The 17807-nt window shown below is 60.7% G+C and carries 13 protein-coding genes and 1 riboswitch; of the genes, 6 read left to right on the forward strand and 7 right to left on the reverse strand.

Annotation, left to right across the window (positions count from 1 at the left end; genetic code table 11):
- Positions 1-127: 127 nt before the first annotated feature.
- From ACST81_RS10360 to ACST81_RS10370, 3 genes are all read right to left on the reverse strand, one after another.
- Complete coding sequence (locus ACST81_RS10360; RefSeq protein WP_438751402.1) at positions 128-1498, reverse strand: IS1182 family transposase; 1371 nt, start codon at positions 1496-1498, stop codon at positions 128-130.
- A gap of 100 nt (positions 1499-1598) precedes the next feature.
- Entirely contained in the window at positions 1599-2798 is a 1200-nt protein-coding gene (locus ACST81_RS10365) for an aromatic ring-hydroxylating oxygenase subunit alpha (RefSeq protein ID WP_438753035.1), read from the reverse strand.
- 171 nt (positions 2799-2969) lie between these two features.
- Positions 2970-3767 (reverse strand): DUF1194 domain-containing protein, encoded by a 798-nt coding sequence (locus ACST81_RS10370; RefSeq protein WP_438753038.1) that lies wholly within the window; start codon positions 3765-3767, stop codon positions 2970-2972.
- Between the two features lie 156 nt (positions 3768-3923).
- Here ACST81_RS10370 and ACST81_RS10375 point away from each other — a divergent pair, with 156 nt between their 5' ends.
- Both ACST81_RS10375 and ACST81_RS10380 read left to right on the forward strand, forming a co-directional pair.
- Positions 3924-5213, forward strand: a complete 1290-nt coding sequence (locus ACST81_RS10375) for a glucoamylase family protein (protein WP_438753041.1) — start codon at positions 3924-3926, stop codon at positions 5211-5213.
- Between the two features lie 142 nt (positions 5214-5355).
- Entirely contained in the window at positions 5356-6183 is an 828-nt protein-coding gene (locus ACST81_RS10380; protein ID WP_438753043.1) for a ferric iron reductase, read from the forward strand.
- A 46-nt stretch (positions 6184-6229) separates the two neighbouring features.
- Here the strand turns inward: ACST81_RS10380 and ACST81_RS10385 are convergent, their stop codons facing one another.
- A complete protein-coding gene (locus tag ACST81_RS10385; protein WP_438753045.1) occupies positions 6230-7009 on the reverse strand; it encodes a CbtA family protein in 780 nt (259 codons plus the stop codon).
- A 191-nt stretch (positions 7010-7200) separates the two neighbouring features.
- Complete coding sequence (locus ACST81_RS10390; protein WP_438753048.1) at positions 7201-7377, reverse strand: CbtB domain-containing protein; 177 nt, start codon at positions 7375-7377, stop codon at positions 7201-7203.
- Between the two features lie 47 nt (positions 7378-7424).
- A riboswitch (cobalamin riboswitch) is annotated at positions 7425-7689 on the reverse strand.
- A 267-nt stretch (positions 7690-7956) separates the two neighbouring features.
- Between ACST81_RS10390 and ACST81_RS10395 the strand changes: the two genes are divergently transcribed.
- Positions 7957-9723, forward strand: a complete 1767-nt coding sequence (locus tag ACST81_RS10395) for a bifunctional diguanylate cyclase/phosphodiesterase (protein WP_438753051.1) — start codon at positions 7957-7959, stop codon at positions 9721-9723.
- 20 nt (positions 9724-9743) lie between these two features.
- Here ACST81_RS10395 and ACST81_RS10400 read toward each other — a convergent pair whose 3' ends face one another.
- On the reverse strand, positions 9744-10592 hold the full coding sequence (locus ACST81_RS10400; RefSeq protein WP_438753054.1) for a LysR family transcriptional regulator: 849 nt from the start codon (positions 10590-10592) through the stop codon (positions 9744-9746).
- Positions 10593-10858: 266 nt separating this feature from the next.
- On the opposite strand from ACST81_RS10400, the gene ACST81_RS10405 reads away from it, so the two are divergent.
- The 3 genes from ACST81_RS10405 to ACST81_RS10415 all read left to right on the forward strand — a co-directional run bounded on the left by ACST81_RS10405 (position 10859) and on the right by ACST81_RS10415 (position 17191).
- Positions 10859-13306: a GcvT family protein gene (locus tag ACST81_RS10405; protein WP_438753057.1), complete on the forward strand. Its 2448-nt coding sequence runs from the start codon at positions 10859-10861 to the stop codon at positions 13304-13306.
- Entirely contained in the window at positions 13303-15750 is a 2448-nt protein-coding gene (locus ACST81_RS10410) for a GcvT family protein (RefSeq protein ID WP_438753060.1), read from the forward strand. The genes ACST81_RS10405 and ACST81_RS10410 overlap by 4 nt, the downstream gene beginning before the upstream one ends.
- 208 nt (positions 15751-15958) lie before the next feature.
- Positions 15959-17191: an aromatic ring-hydroxylating oxygenase subunit alpha gene (locus tag ACST81_RS10415; protein WP_438753063.1), complete on the forward strand. Its 1233-nt coding sequence runs from the start codon at positions 15959-15961 to the stop codon at positions 17189-17191.
- Between the two features lie 11 nt (positions 17192-17202).
- On the opposite strand, the gene ACST81_RS10420 is transcribed toward ACST81_RS10415, so the two are convergent.
- Complete coding sequence (locus ACST81_RS10420; RefSeq protein ID WP_438753066.1) at positions 17203-17727, reverse strand: hypothetical protein; 525 nt, start codon at positions 17725-17727, stop codon at positions 17203-17205.
- Between the last annotated feature and the right edge of the window lie 80 nt (positions 17728-17807).

A 17807-nucleotide genomic window follows, 5' to 3' on the forward strand; every position in this document is an offset into this window, starting at 1 on the left:
GGTTTTGCCGGCCTTCAGACTGCTGACAAACCCGTCGATTTTTCTCGGCGGGTTTTCTTGTTTGTGGAGTGCGCGCTCAGGTAGTGTTTGTGCGGCCGGGTAGTGTTATCCGAAGCGGGCCATGGCCTTATCCCCAGGCGGGCTTTGAAGCCTTGGTCATTGCGGTTGCGATCTTTTTGATGTTCTGCGCGGCGGCGGCGAGAAGGCATTGCCATCTGACTTTGATCAGGCCGCGGAAGCGTGCATAACGATGGCCGTGAAGCTGTTTGGCGTCGGCAAAGGAGCGCTCGACCGTCTCCTTTCGCCGCTTGTAAATCGCCTTGCCCCAAGGCGTCTTGCGATGAGCGTCTGTTCGCTCGCGGGCATCTTGCCAGACATGGCGGGTGATGGTGCGCTCTGCTTTGGCGTTAGAGGTGCAGGAGGCAAGCAGCGGGCAGTCACGGCAGAGGGCGGGGTCGGAGCCGTAATGCTTGTAGCCGGTGCGGTCGGTGGTGGCATAGGTCAGCAACTGGCCCTGAGGGCAGCGATAGCCGTCCGTCTCGGGCTCGTAGACGAACTTCGACTTGCGCATCATCCCGGCCTTGGGCGGTGTCGGGTTGCGATAGCCGGTCACTCCGAGGATGTCTCTGTCCTCCAGTCCCTTGGCGATGCCCGACGTGGCATAGCCCGCGTCGAGCCCCACCGCACCGACGTTGAAGTCGAAGCGCGCGCGCTGCCGGTCGAGGCGTTCGAGGTAGACGATGCTGTCATGCACATTGGCAGGTGTCACATGGGTGTCGGTGATGATGGCATGGCGGCCATCCACCGTGCGATGATCCAAGTAAAAGAAGCCCTTGGGCTTGCCGTCGCGCACCATATAGCCGCTGTCCGAGTCGGTGCGGCTGACCTTGGTTTCCTTCACCATAGGCTCGCGCTCTTTTTCCTTCAACGGCTTCTGGCCATGGGCGGCGCGCTCCGCCTCGATTGCCCGGTCGAGATCGGTCCAGTAGTCGGCGCGTGACTTGGCAATCATCTCCAAGTCGTACTTGCCCTTGTTGGCATTGGCCTTCAGATGCGTCGAATCCGTGTACAGCACCGTGCCATCGACCAGGCCGTGCCGGATCGCCTGCTCGACGATCGCATCGAAGATATCCTGCGCCACGTCGGTATCCTTGAAGCGACGGCGGCGGTTCTGCGACAGCGTCGAGGCATCAAAGACCGGGTCGGTCAGCTTCATCCGCAAGAACCACCGATAGGCGACGTTGACTTCGATCTCGCGCACCAACTGCCGCTCCGAGCGTATCCCGAACAGGTAGCCGATGAACAGCGCCTTGAACATGCAGGTCGGATCGAGGGCCGGCCGGCCGTTGTCGGCGCAGTAGTGCCCGGCAACGCGGTCATGGATGAAGGAGAAGTCGATCACCGCATCGATCTTGCGAAGCAGATGATCCTTTGGAACCAGCCCATCGAGCGTCACCATCTCGAGAGCCGTCTGTTCGGGAGCAGGTTTCTTCAACATGTCCCACTGAATCACAAACCCCTGGCTGTGGCCAGAGGTTTGTCAGCAGTCTGAGGGCCGGTTTTGCCGGCCCTCTCTTTTTGTCCTCTGTGTTGTGGTGTCAGGGGAGGGCGCGCAGACGATCATTCAGCGCATTCATGTCCCGTTCGTCCGGCGCTTCAGCAAGGTTCATCACCGGCAGGATGGCGCGCAGGTGGTCGTGATGGGTGCGAACGCCATATTCGAGGTCGGACAGGTAAAAGCCATTGAACGTCTTTGACGTCATGGATTCGTTCGACCAGATGGTTAGTTGAACGTCCTCGGCCTGCGTATCCCGGTCGATCCGGTGGGCTAGGTAGCGGGCGGCGCGTTGTTCGCGCGTCTCGTCGCGATAGCGGTATATGCCGCCGCGCAGCACCGTCTCACCGGTCGAAAGCGGAAACTCCTGGTAGAACTGCACGGCCTCGGGCGTCACCGCGATCACCGCATTGGCAAAGATGCCATAATAGATCCAGGCCTTGCGCAGGCGCTCCGGCAGATGCGTCGCCTCGGGCGCGATCTTGACATAATTACGCACGCTCCAGCGGCGTCCGGCATGCGGATTGTAGGTCGCGAACGACCGGCAGAGGCCGTCGACGAAGGGTTCGTCGTAATAGGTCGAGCCGTAGAGATCCTGAAGCGCCGGATGCGCCATCGCGACGTGATAGCCTTCATTGTCGACATCGCGCACGGACTTCCAGTTCACCGGCGAGGGCTGTGTCCAGATATGTCCGGCAGGCAGCATGTCATCGATCCGATATTCACCGAGTTCGGCGGCGAACGGCTGCATCAGGTCCGCGACAGACGGCTGTGGTCCGGGTGCGAAGCGGATGAAGACGAAGCCCATCCAGACTTCCAGATCGAGCGCCACGAGGCCGAACTCCTGCTTGTCGAGCGGAGGGAAAGAGCGGGGGCGGGCCGCGCCACGCAACGTGCCGTCGAGATTGTAGACCCAGCCGTGAAACGGACAGACCAGCGCATTGCGGCAGCTTCCCCTGTCGTCGGTGACAAGCCGTGAACCGCGATGGCGGCAGATATTGTGAAAACCGCGCAGTTCGCCGTCCTGGCCGCGCAGGATCAGCGCGCGCTCGCCGACGACGTCCATGGTGATGTAATTGCCGGGTTCGGGAACATCCGAAACATGACAGGCAATCTGCCAGTGCTCGCGGAAAACATGTTGCTTTTCAAGCTCGAGCAGGGCGTCGCTGTGATAGCACCAGCCTGGCAGGCCTCGACGATCCCAGTCATTGGGAATGCTGATGTTGCGGGTCATTTCGTTCATGAAGCTCCCCATATTTTGCTGAACGTTCATTCAATACAATCACATTTTCCTATAAAATGGAATAGGTTGAGGAAGCGCCGCCAACTAGAAAATATGGATTCAGCTGTGTTTCATTGGCAAGGATTCGCGCCGCAGGCTCCGATGCAGCGATACACTTGGGTGCCCCAAAAGCTATTTTTCCAGTTCGGGATAGACCCGGTCGAGGAAGCCGGGACGCAGCTTTTCGCCGATCATGCAATCCGACGCCGGTGTCGCCTGGGCGGGAATGACCCGCTTCATCTGTTGCCGGCGGCTGACCTCCATCACCAGTTTCTGGCGGATGGCGACCGAGAAGTCTTCCGGCTTGTGAACCGGCAGTACGAAGGAGCCGGGACCGCCGATGACACAGTCGGCATAGTAGCGATCGAGCGCAACCGCGCTGCCGGACGGGCGGATGAGGATGGCGAGGCCGTTGATGATGATGCCATCGGCAACAGCGGTGTTTCGCGCCGGATCGACCGGTGGCCCGAGATTGTTCGGTCCGTCGCCGGACACGTCGATCACGCGCCGCATGCCCTGGTAGGGGTTGGCGGCCAGAAGTTTCGAGCCAAAGAAGATCGCGTTGGAAATCGAGGTGCCGCGGCGGGTGAAGACCGGGCGCGAGGCCAGCTGATCGGCAAAGACGCCGGCATCGTCGGCGTCCTCGATCAGGTGCCAGTCGACCACCGAGGTCTCGTTGACGCTGCCGGCCCATTCGAAATAGCTGATCGTGATGCGCCCGGTGAGGCCGCCCTTGACTGCATTGATGAAGTCTGGATGACGTAGCGCTTCAACATATCCCAACCGTTGGACCTGCGCCTCCTCGATATCCATGGAGCCTGACATATCTACTGCCAGAACGAGAGCAACATCGACCTGGTTGTCGCTGGCAGCAGGCGTCGCGGCAATGCCGCCGGAAAGGCTAAGGAGTATGGCAAGTGTCGTGATCATCGTGTCATCCAATCACCGCTGCCGATCGTATGAAACAAAATGTACCACAACTCGTTGTTGGGAAGACCTGTTCGGCTCCCGTGACGTTCAATAAACGGTGATTTTTTTCACCTTATGTCTATCTTGTAATGAAAGACTGACGGAGTGACCGGCGCAATGCTTCTGAAAAATGATACTGATGCGGTTTTTGTTGATCGGTTCCAGCAGGCGGCGTTCAGTTATTTCCTTGAGTTCGTCAACCCTCAGAACGGTCTGATCGCCGACACCTCGCTGCCGGGCTCACCATCGAGTATCGCCGCGACCGGTTTCGGCCTGTCCGCCTATCCCATCGGCGTCGAGCGGGGATGGATGAGCCGGGAGGATGCGGCGACGCGCACGCTCGCGACGTTCCGCTTCTTCGCCGAAAGCCCGCAGAACCGGGATAAGGACGCCACGGGCTACAAGGGCCTCTACTACCATTTCCTCGACATGGAGACCGGGCGGCGGACATGGCGCAGCGAACTTTCGCTGATCGACAGTGCTCTGCTTTTGGCTGGCGTATTGACCGGGGCTGCCTATTTCACAAAGGAAAATCCGGTCGAGGCCGAAATCCGGTCACTGGCAGCGATGCTTTATGCGCGCGCCAACTGGGCCTGGGCACTCGATGGCAAGGAAGCGCTCTGGCTCGGCTGGAAGCCGCGAACCGGCTTTTTGCCGTTCCGCTGGGAAGGCTACAGCGAAGCGATCATCCTCTACGTGCTGGCGCTGGCATCTCCATCCTATCCGATCGGCAAGGAAAGCTACGATGCCTTTTTACGCCAGTGCGACTGGACGACCGTGAAGGGCAAGCCGTTCCTATATGCCGGGCCACTGTTCATCCATTTGTTTTCGCATGCCTGGATCGATTTCCGCGGTATCCAGGATGCTGCTGTCGCCAGCGAGGATATGGACTATTTCGAAAACACGCGCCGGGCGATCGCTGTTCAGCGGGATTACGCATCGGAAAACCCAGGCGATTTCGTCGGATACGGTTCCGATATGTGGGGCCTGACCTCTTGCGATGGTCCGCCCCGGCCGCGCCGGCTGCAGGATGGTCGCCATCAGGCCTTTTCCGGTTACGCCGCGCGTGGTGCGCCGCAAGGGCCGGACGACGGAACGGTGGCGCCGTGGGCACCGCTCGCCTGCCTGCCGTTCGAGCCAAAAGCGGCGATGTCGGCAACACGGAATATTGTGTCGGCCTATCCCGGCGTTTTGGAAAATGGCCGCTTCCTCGGCAGTTTCAATCCAAGCGTTCCCGGCAAGACGGCGGAAGGCTGGCTGAACAATCGCACCGTCGGGCTCGACCAGGGCATTCTCGTGATGATGATCGAAAATCACCGTACCGGTCTCATCTGGGACATGCTGCGGGAATCGCCGGTCATCCGCCGTGGCCTGAAGCGGGCGGGCTTTTCGGGCGGCTGGCTTTGAGGTAAACGGGCAGCCTGCTGCATAATTCGTGAAATCGGAATCGATTTAAGGAAAAAATTTGCAGTATATTTAAAGTGTTACGGCGACCTTTGCGCGTCATATTTGACGCGTGGCGCTGTAGGAGACAATCAGGCGGCTGCCCTTGAACGACACCCGATATACAGGCAGTTCCTCTGCGCTGGATGCCGAAAGAGCGATGGCCTGGCAGGCGGAGACCTTTCCGCAGGTTTCGGCGTCGCTTGGTGATGGCGAAGGGTGTCTGTCGGTATTCGAGGCCTGGCGCGCGGATAGCGTCTGGCTTGCGGACTGTCTCGACTACCAGAATCGCTTTGCCGCCGGCATGGACGAGCGCACGCGGGGCGCCCATCTGATGGCCTTTTATTGCCATCACCTGAGCATTGCCGCCGGGGCGATCCATCTGAAGACCGGTCTTGTTGCCGATCTCGATCCGCAGCATCTTGCGGTTCGCTTCGAGAGCTATGATCTTCCCGCTCAAGCTTCTGCAGGGCACGTAAGACGCTTTCATTTCCGGTTCAGTTCATTTTTGACCGGCGCAAGCGCCAACGATTTCCACGACAGCTTCGTCAAAAGCCTGATGCCCGTGGTGGAAGCGCTGCAGGCGCGCACCGGCCTGTCGGCGGCGGCACAATGGCGGTTGGCGGCTGACGGGATTACCGGGGCTTTCCTGGAGATCGGCTCCGCTGATGGAGACGAGGAGGGCGCGATCGCTTCGGCGCTTGCCATCGTCAAGCTTCCGGGATCGCCGTTGCTCTCCAGTGAATTGCATTATGAACAGATCGAAGCGGAGCGGGATGGTGTTCCGGTGGAGCGAATATTTCGCCTGAGAAGCGGCTGTTGCCTGTTCTATCGTACGCAGGGCGGCAACTTTTGCGATGTCTGCGTGCTTCTCGATTCGACCGTGCAGAGGAGCCGCCTGCGCGATCATCTCGCCCGCGCAGGCAGTCCTTGACCATTTCGCGCGCCGCGCCAGCTTTGCGGGCGGCACGCGATGACTGTCAGGCCGATTTCAGAAACCGGTCGTTGATGAAGCCGGAGACGACGCCCAGCACGATCCAGAAGGCCAGTGTCGTCGCAAGCGCAGCCACGGCGAATTCCGCGCCGAGAACGGCCGGGACCGCGCTCGAAATGTCCACTGGCTGCGGCGCTCCATAAAGATGCGGAGCGATCAGCAGCAGCAGGCCGGCCGCCTTGGCGACGAATTCACCGCGCAGGACGATCAGATAGAGGCCGGCGCCAGAAAACAGGATCGTTGCCACCCACCAGATTTGCCGGTCCTGCAGGTCGGCGGCCGGGAAGCCCGGCAATTCCGGCGGCAGGCCGAGGGCAGGGAGCAGGTGGACGGCAAGCCAGCCGCAGGCGCCCCAGAGCGCTCCGTTGCGCAACGTGATGGGATAGCCGATGACGAGGCTGACACCAGCCAGAAGCAGGCCAAAGCCCGAGCCCGCCACGAGATTGGCGAGCAGCGTTCCCGAAAATCGGCTCATGCCGAACATGATGCCGCCTTCCTCGTGTTCACCCTCTTCATGCGCGTAGGCAGGCGTGATCGGCGAGAGAGCGGACAGGACATAGTCCACGGGAGATTGCTGCTTCAGATGCGAATGCTGCTGTTCGGTGGCGGGTTGCTCGGTTGCCGGTTGCCCGGCGGCCGGTTCCTTGCCTTCATATTCCTCGGCATGCAGGATCAGCGGGGTCACCCGAAGTTCCTGCGCAGCGGTCATGAAGACACCCGCAATCAGTCCAGCCACCAGCGCGGCCAGAATTGTTTTAATAACCATATCGATATCCCCAGGTTCAAGCGGAACAGCTGCTTTCGACCGCGTTCACGCTTTGCATGCTTGAAATCCCCACGGCAAAAATCGCCCGGTGCCGAAGCACGGACGCATAGATCACCGCCGCCCGGTTTTCATCGAAACCAGGCATTGCTTCATGTTGGATGGCTGAGAAAGGCGGGTCGCCTTTCAGGCGATCAATGGCAAGGAAAGCCATAGGAATGACGGACGTCGTGCGCGGTATCGTGCAGCACGGCGGAATTGGCCAGGCCGGCGCCGAAAACAAGGAAACTGCCGATCAGCAGCGCAAGAATGCCGGTCGTGATGCGGTCGTTGAGGGAGAGCGTTACATTCGAAACATTAGTCTTAGCCATGACAACCTCCGTGATGGCGCGTGGGATTTCTCCCACCAATTGGGCACCGTGCCCCTTATCAACCGGCAGGTTTCCTGGCTCGCGGCGTCAGGTACTTTCGCACCAAGGAGCCTGTCTCGCCTTCCCAAGGTACGGACTTGAAGTCCGCCGCCGCAGTGGCTTTTGCCGGATGTCCGGCATGACAAACTCTGACCGCTCTACAGTCGCGGGGTCGGCCATGATAGAGATGCCCAGAATGGGTCCACCCTTCACGTTCCCATTTACTCCCCGAAAGCGCCTCGCCCCCAGGGAACCAATTGATCCGACGATGATTATGACGTCCCCCCGTCGATGTCAATTCGAGGCTGCGACGCGGCATGCCGCTTTGAAGGGCAAGCTTTGATGCAGCTTCGTCTGTCCGTTGCCGTATATATCTCGGCTCCATGAAGAGATATTGGACAAACCTGCCTTGAAATAACAATGAATGGTTGATTGTATTGCCGTTTACATTTCGCGTGCGGCGGAACAATAGTTCATTAGGAACCTTGATGCAGAATGGCCCGCACGCCTGTACGCGATGAATCACTCTTAGAGAAGACCATGAAAGCGGTGAGGTCCGAACAGGAATTCCAGAATATTCTTCGTCGGTTGGGACTGGCGCTCGACGCATCCCAGATCGGTGTCTGGGAGCATGACACCCAGGCGAACGAAGTGGTCTGGGATCTGCAAATGCACCGGCTTTACGGAACCGGCCGCGAAGAGAAGCACGTCAAGGGCGAAGTATGGACGCAAGCGATCCACCCGGACGATCTTGAGCATGCGCAAGCCGATTTCGACAAGGCAATCGCCACGAAGGGTGCCTATCAATCGGAATATCGCATCATCCTGCCGAGCGGCGAGATCCGCTACCTCCGCTCGCGTGCGCATTGCTTCGAGGAAGACGGCAATATCACCTTTCTCGGCGCCGAATGGGATGTGACCGCGGACGTCCTCCTGAACAGGGAATTGCAGCGGCAGAAGGCGATTGCCGAAACGCGGGCCGTGGAACTGGAGGCAAGCACCCAGCGGATCGAACATGCGGCCCAGCACGACTACCTGACCGGGCTTCCAAATCGCCGCTTCTTCGACCGCCGCCTGGTCGAGCTTTCGAATGATCAGGCGGTCGAGAAACTGGCGATCCTTCATATCGGCCTCGACCGATTCAAGCAGGTCAACGATACGGCCGGCCATTCGGTCGGTGACGACGTCTTGAAATCGGCGGCAAGCCGAATTGTGGCCGCCTTGCCGAAGAGCGCGTTCGTCGCTCGCATGGGGGGCGATGAGTTCGCGGCGCTGATTTCCAATTTCAGTTCGATCGACGACCTCAAAACGGTTGCCGAGCGGCTGGCGCAGCAATTGAAGCAATCCGTCTGGCACAAGGACGAGGTGCTGCGCATCAGTGCATCGATCGGGCTTGCGTCAGCCCATGGCCGCAATGTCACCGAACTGCTGGCCGAGGCCGATATCGCGCTTCACCGCGCCAAGAAGCTCGGCCGGGGCAGGGTGGAAATCTTCTCGACGCAGATGAAGGCTCAGCTCAACAACGAGCGGCGGCTCGCCAAGCAATTCGCGCGCGGGCTGGAGAAGGGCGAGTTCATTCCCTATTACCAGGCGCAGGTCGATGCGCGCAGCCGCCGTATTGTCGGCGTGGAAGTTTTGGCGCGCTGGAACCATCCCAAACGGGGATTGCTGCTGCCGGGGGAGTTTCTCGGTGTCGCCTCCTCCCTCGGCATGCTCGACGATCTCGATGCCGCGATCTTGAAAGCAGCACTGAAAGACCGGAAATCCTGGCTGCGCCAGGGCGTGCGCGTGCCGCGGATCGCGGTGAACGTTTCGGCGGCGCGTTTGTCGGATCCACTGTTGATCGACGAGTTGCACCAGCTTGAGGTCGAGCCGGGCACGCTCGCCTTCGAGCTTTTGGAAACGATTTTCCTCGATGACACCGAGGACAGCGTCTTTTCCAATGTCGCGGCGTTGAAGGAACTGGGCATCGACATCGAGATCGACGATTTCGGTTCCGGCCATGCCTCGATCATCGGGCTGATGAAGCTGAAGCCGAGCCGGCTGAAGATCGATCGGCAACTGGTCATGCCGATCACCACGTCGCGCGAACAGAAGCGCCTGCTGCGATCCATCGTCGAGATCGCCAAGGCGCTTAACATCGAGGTCGTGGCGGAGGGCGTGGAGACGCTGGAACATGCTAAACTTCTGACCCGGCTTGGCTGCGATGTCCTTCAGGGTTGTGCCATCGCCTATCCGGTATCGGCCGGCGACATTCTGGCGCGTCTTGCCGAAACGCAGGCGGAAGCTTTTGTCGAACATCCCTGAAGCCTATGGGATCGCGGTAATCACGATGCCAACAATTCCTCCATCACGGCGATGATCCGACGATGCTGGTGGGCGTGGCGGGTGCGGATGCTGGTTGCGGCATAGATTGCCTGGGCGATCGGCGGCGCGTCCTCGACCGGAAAGGCGCTGCCTTCCTCAACGAGTTGCCGCGCCGTATCGCGGCTGAGATAGGCCGCGCCGCCGAGCGTCTTCAACAGGCCGGTGATGGCGATGTTCTGCCCGGACGCCAGAGGGGCGGCCGACAGATGCGGCAGCGCCAGCCGGTGTGCCCGATCGAAGGCCGGCGAATAGACGGCCTGGATATAGATCTCGGGCCTCAATTCAGCGACGGCGCGGGCACTGGTGCTGACCAACATATAGGTGAGTTCGCCGATCCGCTCGTAATGCAGATCGGGCAGGTAATGCGGCGTGTAAAGAATGGCGAGATCGAGATCGCCGGCGGCAAGGTCCCGGTTCATCTGGATGGAATAATCGGCTTCCATATAGATCGAGGTTGCCGGAAGGTCGGCTCTTATCGCCGACAGCCAGCGGCCGGCGAAGGCTTCGGCGAGATCGTGCTGGATGCCGAGCCGCATCGAGCGCTCATAGGCGCCGGCATTTTCCACCGCCCTTGTCGCCTCGTGCCACTGGTGCTGCAGCGCCTTGGCGTGATCAAGGAAACGCAGTCCCGACGCCGTCGGCGCCGTGCCGCCCTTGTTGCGGGTAAAGAGCTTGCGATTGAACTGGGCTTCGAGCGCCTTGACGCGGTGGGACACGGTCGACTGGGTGATGTTCAACCGTTCCGCCGTCCGGTTGAAGCTGCGGGTTTCCATCAGGTCGAGGAAGGTTTCGATAAGGTCGATCTGCATGATGTCTCCCGACTTCTCACGAAGACCCCTCCCCAACCCTCCCCACAAGGGGGAGGGAGCTTATCGAGAATGCCGCATCTTCGAGCATCAGGAACTCAAAAGCGAAATCTTGTTCTGAAAACTCCCTCCCCCTTGTGGGGAGGGTTGGGGAGGGGTCTTGTTCCATTCGCAATCTAATCGAATTTTTCGATCAATAAAGCAAAATCCGTGCGCTTGATGCTGGTCCGCATCATTGCCAAAACTCTTCCCCAAACAAGGGAACAGACATGTCGAATTTGCCGTCTCATGCGCGCGTGGTGATCATCGGGGGAGGAGCGGTCGGGGCGTCCTGCCTCTACCATCTGGCCAAGGCCGGGTGGACCGACTGCGTGCTTCTGGAAAAGAACGAGCTGACGGCGGGTTCCACCTGGCATGCGGCCGGCAATGTGCCGACGTTTTCGTCGTCCTGGTCGATCATGAACATGCAGCGCTATTCGGCGTCGCTCTATCGTGAGTTGGGTGATCTCGTCGATTATCCGATGAACTATCATGTCACCGGTTCCGTCCGGCTCGGCCATTCGAAGGAACGGCTGCAGGAATTCAAGCGCGTCGTCGGCATGGGGCGCTACCAGGGCATGGATCTGGACATCCTGTCGCCCGACCAGATCAAGTCGAAGTATCCGTTTCTCGAAACCCATGGCCTCACCGGCGCGCTTTACGATCCCTATGACGGCGATATCGATCCGGCGCAGTTGACGCAGGCGCTGGCGAAGGGCGCGCGCGACATGGGTGCGAAAATCTTCCGCTTCTGTCCCGCCACCGGCGCCCGCCGGGAAAACGAGGAGTGGGTCATTTCGACGCCGCAGGGCGATATCGCTTGCGAATATGTCGTCAATGCCGCCGGCTATTATGCCCGCGAGGTGGGCAAGTGGTTCGGCCGCGACGTGCCGATGATGGTGATGAGCCATCAATACATGCTCTTCGAGGAAATACCGGAACTGGCCGCCTGGTCGAAGGAGGTCGGCCACAAGCTGCCGCTTTTGCGCGATGTCGATAGCTCCTATTATCTCCGGCAGGAAAAGACCGGGATGAACCTCGGGCCCTACGAGAAGAACTGCAAGGCGCATTGGGTGACGTCGGACGATCCTATGCCGGAAGACTTTTCCTTCCAGTTGTTCCCCGACGACCTCGAACGGCTGGAATGGTACCTGAACGACGCTGTCGAGCGGGTGCCGATCCTCGGCACCGCCGGCCTGTCGCGCATGATCAACGGACCCATCCCCTATGCGCCGGACGGGAACCCGCTGATCGGGCCGATGCCGGGCGTGCCGAATGCCTTTGAGGCCTGTGTCTTCACCTTCGGCATCTGCCAGGCCGGCGGCGCCGGCAAGGTCTTGGCCGAGTGGGTGACCGAGGGCCAGACGGAATGGGATATGTGGTCCTGCGATCCGCGCCGCTTCACCAGCTTCACCGATCAAGATTATTGCATCGCCAAGGGCATGGAAATCTATGGCCATGAATATGCGATGCATTTCCCCAAACACGCCTGGCCGGCCGGGCGCAACAAGAAGCTATCGCCGATCCACGACCGGATCGCCGCCCTCGGGGGCCAGTTCAAGTCCTACAATGGCTGGGAACGCGCCAACTGGTATGCCAAGCCCGGCGACGATCTGTCAGAGGAAGCGACGCAGACCTGGAACCGCGCCGGACCGTGGCAGAAGCGGATCGAGGAGGAATGTCTCGCGGTCACGCATGCCGTCGGCATTCTCGATCTGCCGGGCTTTTCGCGTTACCGGCTGAAGGGCGAGGGCGCCCGCGACTGGCTGCTCGGCCTCATCACCGGCAAGGTGCCGAAACCCGGTCGCATCGGTCTTGCCTATTTTTCGGATGACAAGGGCCGCATTGTCACGGAAATGTCGGTCATGGCGCTGGAGGAGGATTTCTTCTTCCTGATCACGGCGGCGACGGCGCAGTGGCACGATTTCGAGTGGTTGAAGAAGCACCTGCCAAGGGATGCCGCCTTCACGCTGGAGGACGCCACCGACAACTTCACCTGCCAGATCCTCTCCGGTCCGAAGTCCCGCGATATCCTCGCCGAGGTCTGCGATGCGGATCTCGCCAGAGGGTGGCTGACGCATCAGTCGGTGCAGATCGCCGGCCGCTGGTGTCAGCTGATCCGCGTCTCCTTCGCCGGCGAGCTTGGCTGGGAAATCCACACCAAGATCGATGATACGGCTGCGATCTTCGATGCCGTCTGGGCCGCAGGCCAGAAACATGGCCTGAAACCCTTCGGCATGGAGGCGCTGGATTCGCTGCGCATCGAGAAGGGTTACCGCGCCTGGAAGGGCGACCTTTCGACCGACTACACCATCCTGCAGGGCGGCCTGGAACGCTTCGTTGACTGGGCAAAGCCGGATTTCAAGGGCAAGGCCGCCCTGGAGCGCGAAAAGCAGCAGGGCGTCGCCAAGCGTTTCGTCACGCTGGTGGTGAACGCCGGCGATTGCGACGCGCCGTACATGTCGACGCTCTGGCACGGCGGCGAGGTGGTCGGCGAAACGACGTCGGGCAACTGGGGCTATCGCATTGGCAAATCGGTGGCGCTCGGAATGCTCCGGGCCGATCTGGTGGAGCCCGGAACCGAGATCGAGGTCGAAATCTACGGCGACCGCTTCAAGGCCGTTGTACAGGCGGACGAGCCGCTGTTCGATCCCAAGAATGAAAGACTGCGCGCATGAGCAAGCCCATCCCTTCGAAAGCCCGCGTGGTCATCATCGGGGGCGGTGTCTCCGGCTGTTCGGTCGCCTATCATCTGGCCAAGCTCGGTTGGACGGACGTCGTGCTTCTCGAGCGCAAGCAACTGACATCGGGCACGACCTGGCATGCGGCCGGACTGATCGGCCAGCTGCGCGCCTCGCAGAACATGACCCGGCTCGCCAAATATTCGGCCGATCTCTACACCAAGCTGGAAGCAGAGACCGGCATCGGCACGGGCATGCGCCAGTGCGGCTCGATTACGGTGGCGCTGACCCAGGAGCGGAAAGAAGAAATCTATCGTCAGGCTTCGCTTGCGCGTGCCTTCAATGTCGATGTGCGCGAGATATCGCCAAATGAAGTCAAGGCGATGTATCCGCATCTGAATGTATCGGATGTGGTGGGTGCCGTGCATCTGCCGCTCGATGGCCAGTGCGATCCCGCCAATATTGCCATGGCGCTCGCCAAGGGTGCCCGCCAGAACGGTGCGACCATTCTTGAAGGCGTCAAGGTCACGGCTGTCCACAAGAAGGATGGCCGGGTGTCGGGCGTCACCTGCGAGAGACAAGGCGAGACGTTCACGATCGCGACCGAAAACGTCGTCAATGCCGCCGGCATGTGGGGCAGGGAGCTTGGCAACATGTCCGGCGTGACGGTGCCGCTGCATGCCTGCGAGCATTTCTACATCGTCACCGAGCCGGTCGCCGGGTTGCAGCGCCTGCCGGTGCTGCGTGTTCCTGACGAATGCACCTATTACAAGGAGGATGCCGGCAAGATGCTGATCGGCGCCTTCGAGCTGAAGGCCAAGCCCTGGGGCATGGATGGCATCAGCGAGGATTTCTGCTTCGACCAGCTGCCGGAGGATTTTGATCATTTCCAGCCGATCCTCGAAAATGCCATCGGGCGCATGCCGATGCTGGAAACGGCTGGTATCCATACCTTCTTCAACGGGCCGGAAAGTTTCACGCCCGATGACCGCTATTATCTCGGCGAGGCGCCGGAACTGAAAGGCTATTGGGTCGCGGCTGGCTACAATTCGATCGGCATCGTCTCGTCCGGCGGTGCCGGCATGGCGCTGGCGCAGTGGATGAATGATGGCGAGCCGCCCTTCGATCTCTGGGAAGTGGATATCCGCCGGGCGCAGCCGTTCCAGAAGAACCGCACCTATCTGAAGGAACGCGTCACCGAAACGCTCGGCCTGCTCTATGCCGATCACTTCCCCTATCGCCAGATGGCGACGGCGCGGGGCGTGCGGCGCACACCCCTGCACGAGCACCTGAAGGCACGCGGCGCCGTGTTCGGTGAAGTCGCGGGCTGGGAGCGGGCCAACTGGTTTGCCAGGGAGGGCCAGGAGCGCGAATACAAATATAGCTGGAAGCGCCAGAACTGGTTTGAAAACCAGCGCGACGAACATCTGGCGATCCGGAAGGGCGTCGGCCTGATCGACATGACGTCCTTCGGCAAGATCCGCGTCGAGGGGCGCGACGCGCTTTCCTTCCTGCAGAAGCTCTGTGCCAACCAGCTGGATGTCGCGGCGAGCCGCATCGTCTATACCCAGATGCTCAATGCCCGGGGCGGTATCGAAAGCGACCTGACGGTCACGCGGCTGTCGGAAACGGCCTTCCTGCTGGTCGTTCCGGGCGCCACCCTGCAACGCGATCTGGCCTGGCTGCGCAAGCATCTCGCCGATGAATTCGTCGTCATCACCGACATCACGGCTTCGGAATCGGTGCTCTGCGTCATGGGGCCGAAGGCACGCGACCTGATGCAGAAGGTCAGCCCGAACGACTTTTCCAACACGGCGCATCCGTTCGGCACGGCGCGCGAGATTGAAATCGGCATGGGCCTCGCTCGCGCCCATCGCGTCACCTATGTCGGCGAACTCGGCTGGGAGCTTTATGTCTCCACCGACCAGACGGCGCATGTGTTCGAGGCGCTGGAGGAGGCGGGCACGGATATCGGCCTGAAACTTTGCGGTATCCATACGCTGGATTCCTGCCGCATCGAAAAGGCCTTCCGCCATTTCGGCCATGACATCACCGACGAGGATCATGTGCTGGAAGCCGGTCTCGGCTTTGCCGTCAAGACCGGCAAGGGCGATTTCATCGGCCGCGATGCGGTGTTGAGAAAGCAGGACACCGGCCTGTCGCGCCGCCTCGTGCAGTTCAAGCTGGCGGATCCGGAGCCGCTGCTGTTCCACAACGAGGCCGTGGTGCGTGACGGCAGGATCGTTGGCACGATCACCTCGGGCAATTACGGCCACCACCTCGGCGGCGCCATCGGGCTTGGCTATGTGCCATGCGGGGGCGAAACGGACGCGGACGTGCTGGGCTCGGCTTATGAGATCGAGATCGCCGGGGTACGGGTGAAGGCGGAGGTCTCGCTGGCGCCGATGTACGATCCGAAATCGGAGCGGGTGCGGGTCTAGCCCCTCCCTTGTGGGGAGGGAGACCCCTTCATCCGCCCTGCCGGGCACCTTCTCCCCGTTTGGACGGGGAGAAGGGACAAGCGGCAAATTCCGTCTTCCCCTCTCCCCGTAAACGGGGAGAGGGTTAGGGTGAGGGGCTTTTGTCCGCCAGCATTGAGTGCGCGCGCCGGAACGCGATTTTTCCGGATGTTTTCAAGGAGATGAAGCCATGCTCGCGCCAGAAACAAAGACGACCGAAAAGCGACTGGACCGCATCGACCAGCTCGTCGCCGCCCACAGGCCGGGCCATGGCCTGGCACGTCCGTTCTATCTCGATCCGGAGATTTACGAGCGCGATCTGGAGCGGGTGTTCCGCCGCCACTGGCACTTCATCGCGCATGAGAGCGTCATCCCGAACCCCAATGATTTCGAGGTTTTCCGGATGGCGTCCGAGCAGGTGATCCTGACCCGGCATGCGGATGGGACGATCCATGCGATCCTGAATGTCTGCCGCCATCGCGGCGCCGAGGTCTGCACCAAGGACAAGGGCAATGCCCGCGTCTTCGTCTGTCCCTACCATGCCTGGACCTATGGCAATGACGGGGCGCTGAAGGCGGCCCGGCTGATGCCGAAGGATTTCAAGCGGGAGGATCATGGGCTAAAGAAGCTGCATGTCCGCGTCGTCGAGGGTCTCGTCTTCATCTCCTTCGCCGAAAATCCGCTGGATTTTTCCGAGGTCGAGAACCTGCTGCATGCGACCTGCGGCCAGTATGGCTGGGGACAGGCGAAGGTCGCCTATCGGCAGAGCTATCCGGTCGATGCAAACTGGAAGCTGGCAGTCGAAAACTATGTCGAATGCTACCATTGCGGCCCGGCCCACCCGGAATATTCGCAGACCCACGCGCTGGAACAGCCGCTGCACATGATCGAGGCGCTGAACGCTGCGATGGAAGAACGCACATGTGCGCTTGGCATCCAAGTCGGCTCCGGCGATCACTGGCAGACTTCGGAAAATGGCAAGGAAACCATCCATGCCTTTCGTTATGCCCTCTATGACGGCGTCAAGACCGGTAGCCAAGACGGCTCGCCGCTTGCACCGCTGATGGGGCGCTTCACCGCGTTCGACGGCGGCGTCACCTCCGTCCATCTCGGCGGCACGTCCTTCCTCGTCTGCTATCCGGATCACGGGATGATCTACCGCTTCATTCCCAAGGGGCCGGAAGCCTGCGAGATGGAACTGATCTGGCTGGTCAACGGCACGGCGGAAGAAGGCGTCGATTATGACCTCGAAAAGCTGAAATGGCTGTGGACGGTTACGACCGACGAGGACAAGTCGATCATCGAGCACACGTCGCGCGGCGTGCGTTCGCACTATTTCGTGCCCGGTCCGATCGCGCCGATGGAGCAGAACGAATTGCGCTACATCAATTGGTATCTCGACGAGATCAGCCGCGCGGGTTGAACCCGCGCGCGTTACGGCAAACGTCCCCGGATGTCGGTCACCCGATGCGACCACTTCGGCGCAATCGGATCGACGCCGTAGGGACTGGGAAAGGTGAAGAAGGTTTCGAAAGCCTGGCTTTGGCCGGGCTGGAGGCGCGCGAGGATGAGGGCGGTGTCTTCGCCCACCATCTTGCATTTGCCGTCTGGGCAATCTTCGAGCGTCACTGTGAGGTTGAAGTTGGTGAGACCGGCGGCGCTGTTGTTGAGGATCGTGCCGGTGGCGCGGTAGCTCGTATCGGGGCGCTTGCGGGTGAATTGCAAATCCTTGAGCACGATTTCTTCCGGCTGGATGACCGGGCGGTTCTGCGCGAAGGGCGGCGGGCTCGCCGTATTGGTGGAGGAGCCATTTTCCCGGAGCCACACGATGAATGCCGACAGCAGCAGCAGGGCAACGAGAACGCTTAATGTCGGTTCGGCAAACCGCCTGAAGCGCGACGAGCGCATCGCGAAATACACGATCAGCAGGCCTGCCAGCGCAGGAAAAATCCAGATCATCAAAGTCCTCCGCTCTCGTATATAGGCGGGGCGGTGTCGGGATGGAAGCGCCGCTCAAAGGAATCCTCCGTTTGTCCTCC

The sequence above is a fragment of the Pararhizobium sp. O133 genome (assembly GCF_051669845.1).
Classification (GTDB): Bacteria; Pseudomonadota; Alphaproteobacteria; order Rhizobiales; family Rhizobiaceae; genus Pararhizobium.

What these genes read in the sequence shown, in the direction of transcription:
- ACST81_RS10405 (WP_438753057.1), top strand. Translation starts at nt 10,859, where the DNA reads ATGTCGAATTTGCCGTCTCATGCGCGCGTGGTGATCATCGGGGGAGGA.
- ACST81_RS10390 (WP_438753048.1), bottom strand. Translation starts at nt 7,377, where the DNA reads ATGGCTAAGACTAATGTTTCGAATGTAACGCTCTCCCTCAACGACCGC.
- ACST81_RS10365 (WP_438753035.1), bottom strand. Translation starts at nt 2,798, where the DNA reads ATGAACGAAATGACCCGCAACATCAGCATTCCCAATGACTGGGATCGT.
- ACST81_RS10410 (WP_438753060.1), top strand. Translation starts at nt 13,303, where the DNA reads ATGAGCAAGCCCATCCCTTCGAAAGCCCGCGTGGTCATCATCGGGGGC.
- ACST81_RS10395 (WP_438753051.1), top strand. Translation starts at nt 7,957, where the DNA reads ATGAAAGCGGTGAGGTCCGAACAGGAATTCCAGAATATTCTTCGTCGG.
- ACST81_RS10420 (WP_438753066.1), bottom strand. Translation starts at nt 17,727, where the DNA reads ATGATCTGGATTTTTCCTGCGCTGGCAGGCCTGCTGATCGTGTATTTC.
- ACST81_RS10400 (WP_438753054.1), bottom strand. Translation starts at nt 10,592, where the DNA reads ATGCAGATCGACCTTATCGAAACCTTCCTCGACCTGATGGAAACCCGC.
- ACST81_RS10370 (WP_438753038.1), bottom strand. Translation starts at nt 3,767, where the DNA reads ATGATCACGACACTTGCCATACTCCTTAGCCTTTCCGGCGGCATTGCC.
- ACST81_RS10415 (WP_438753063.1), top strand. Translation starts at nt 15,959, where the DNA reads ATGCTCGCGCCAGAAACAAAGACGACCGAAAAGCGACTGGACCGCATC.
- ACST81_RS10360 (WP_438751402.1), bottom strand. Translation starts at nt 1,498, where the DNA reads ATGTTGAAGAAACCTGCTCCCGAACAGACGGCTCTCGAGATGGTGACG.
- ACST81_RS10375 (WP_438753041.1), top strand. Translation starts at nt 3,924, where the DNA reads ATGCTTCTGAAAAATGATACTGATGCGGTTTTTGTTGATCGGTTCCAG.
- ACST81_RS10385 (WP_438753045.1), bottom strand. Translation starts at nt 7,009, where the DNA reads ATGGTTATTAAAACAATTCTGGCCGCGCTGGTGGCTGGACTGATTGCG.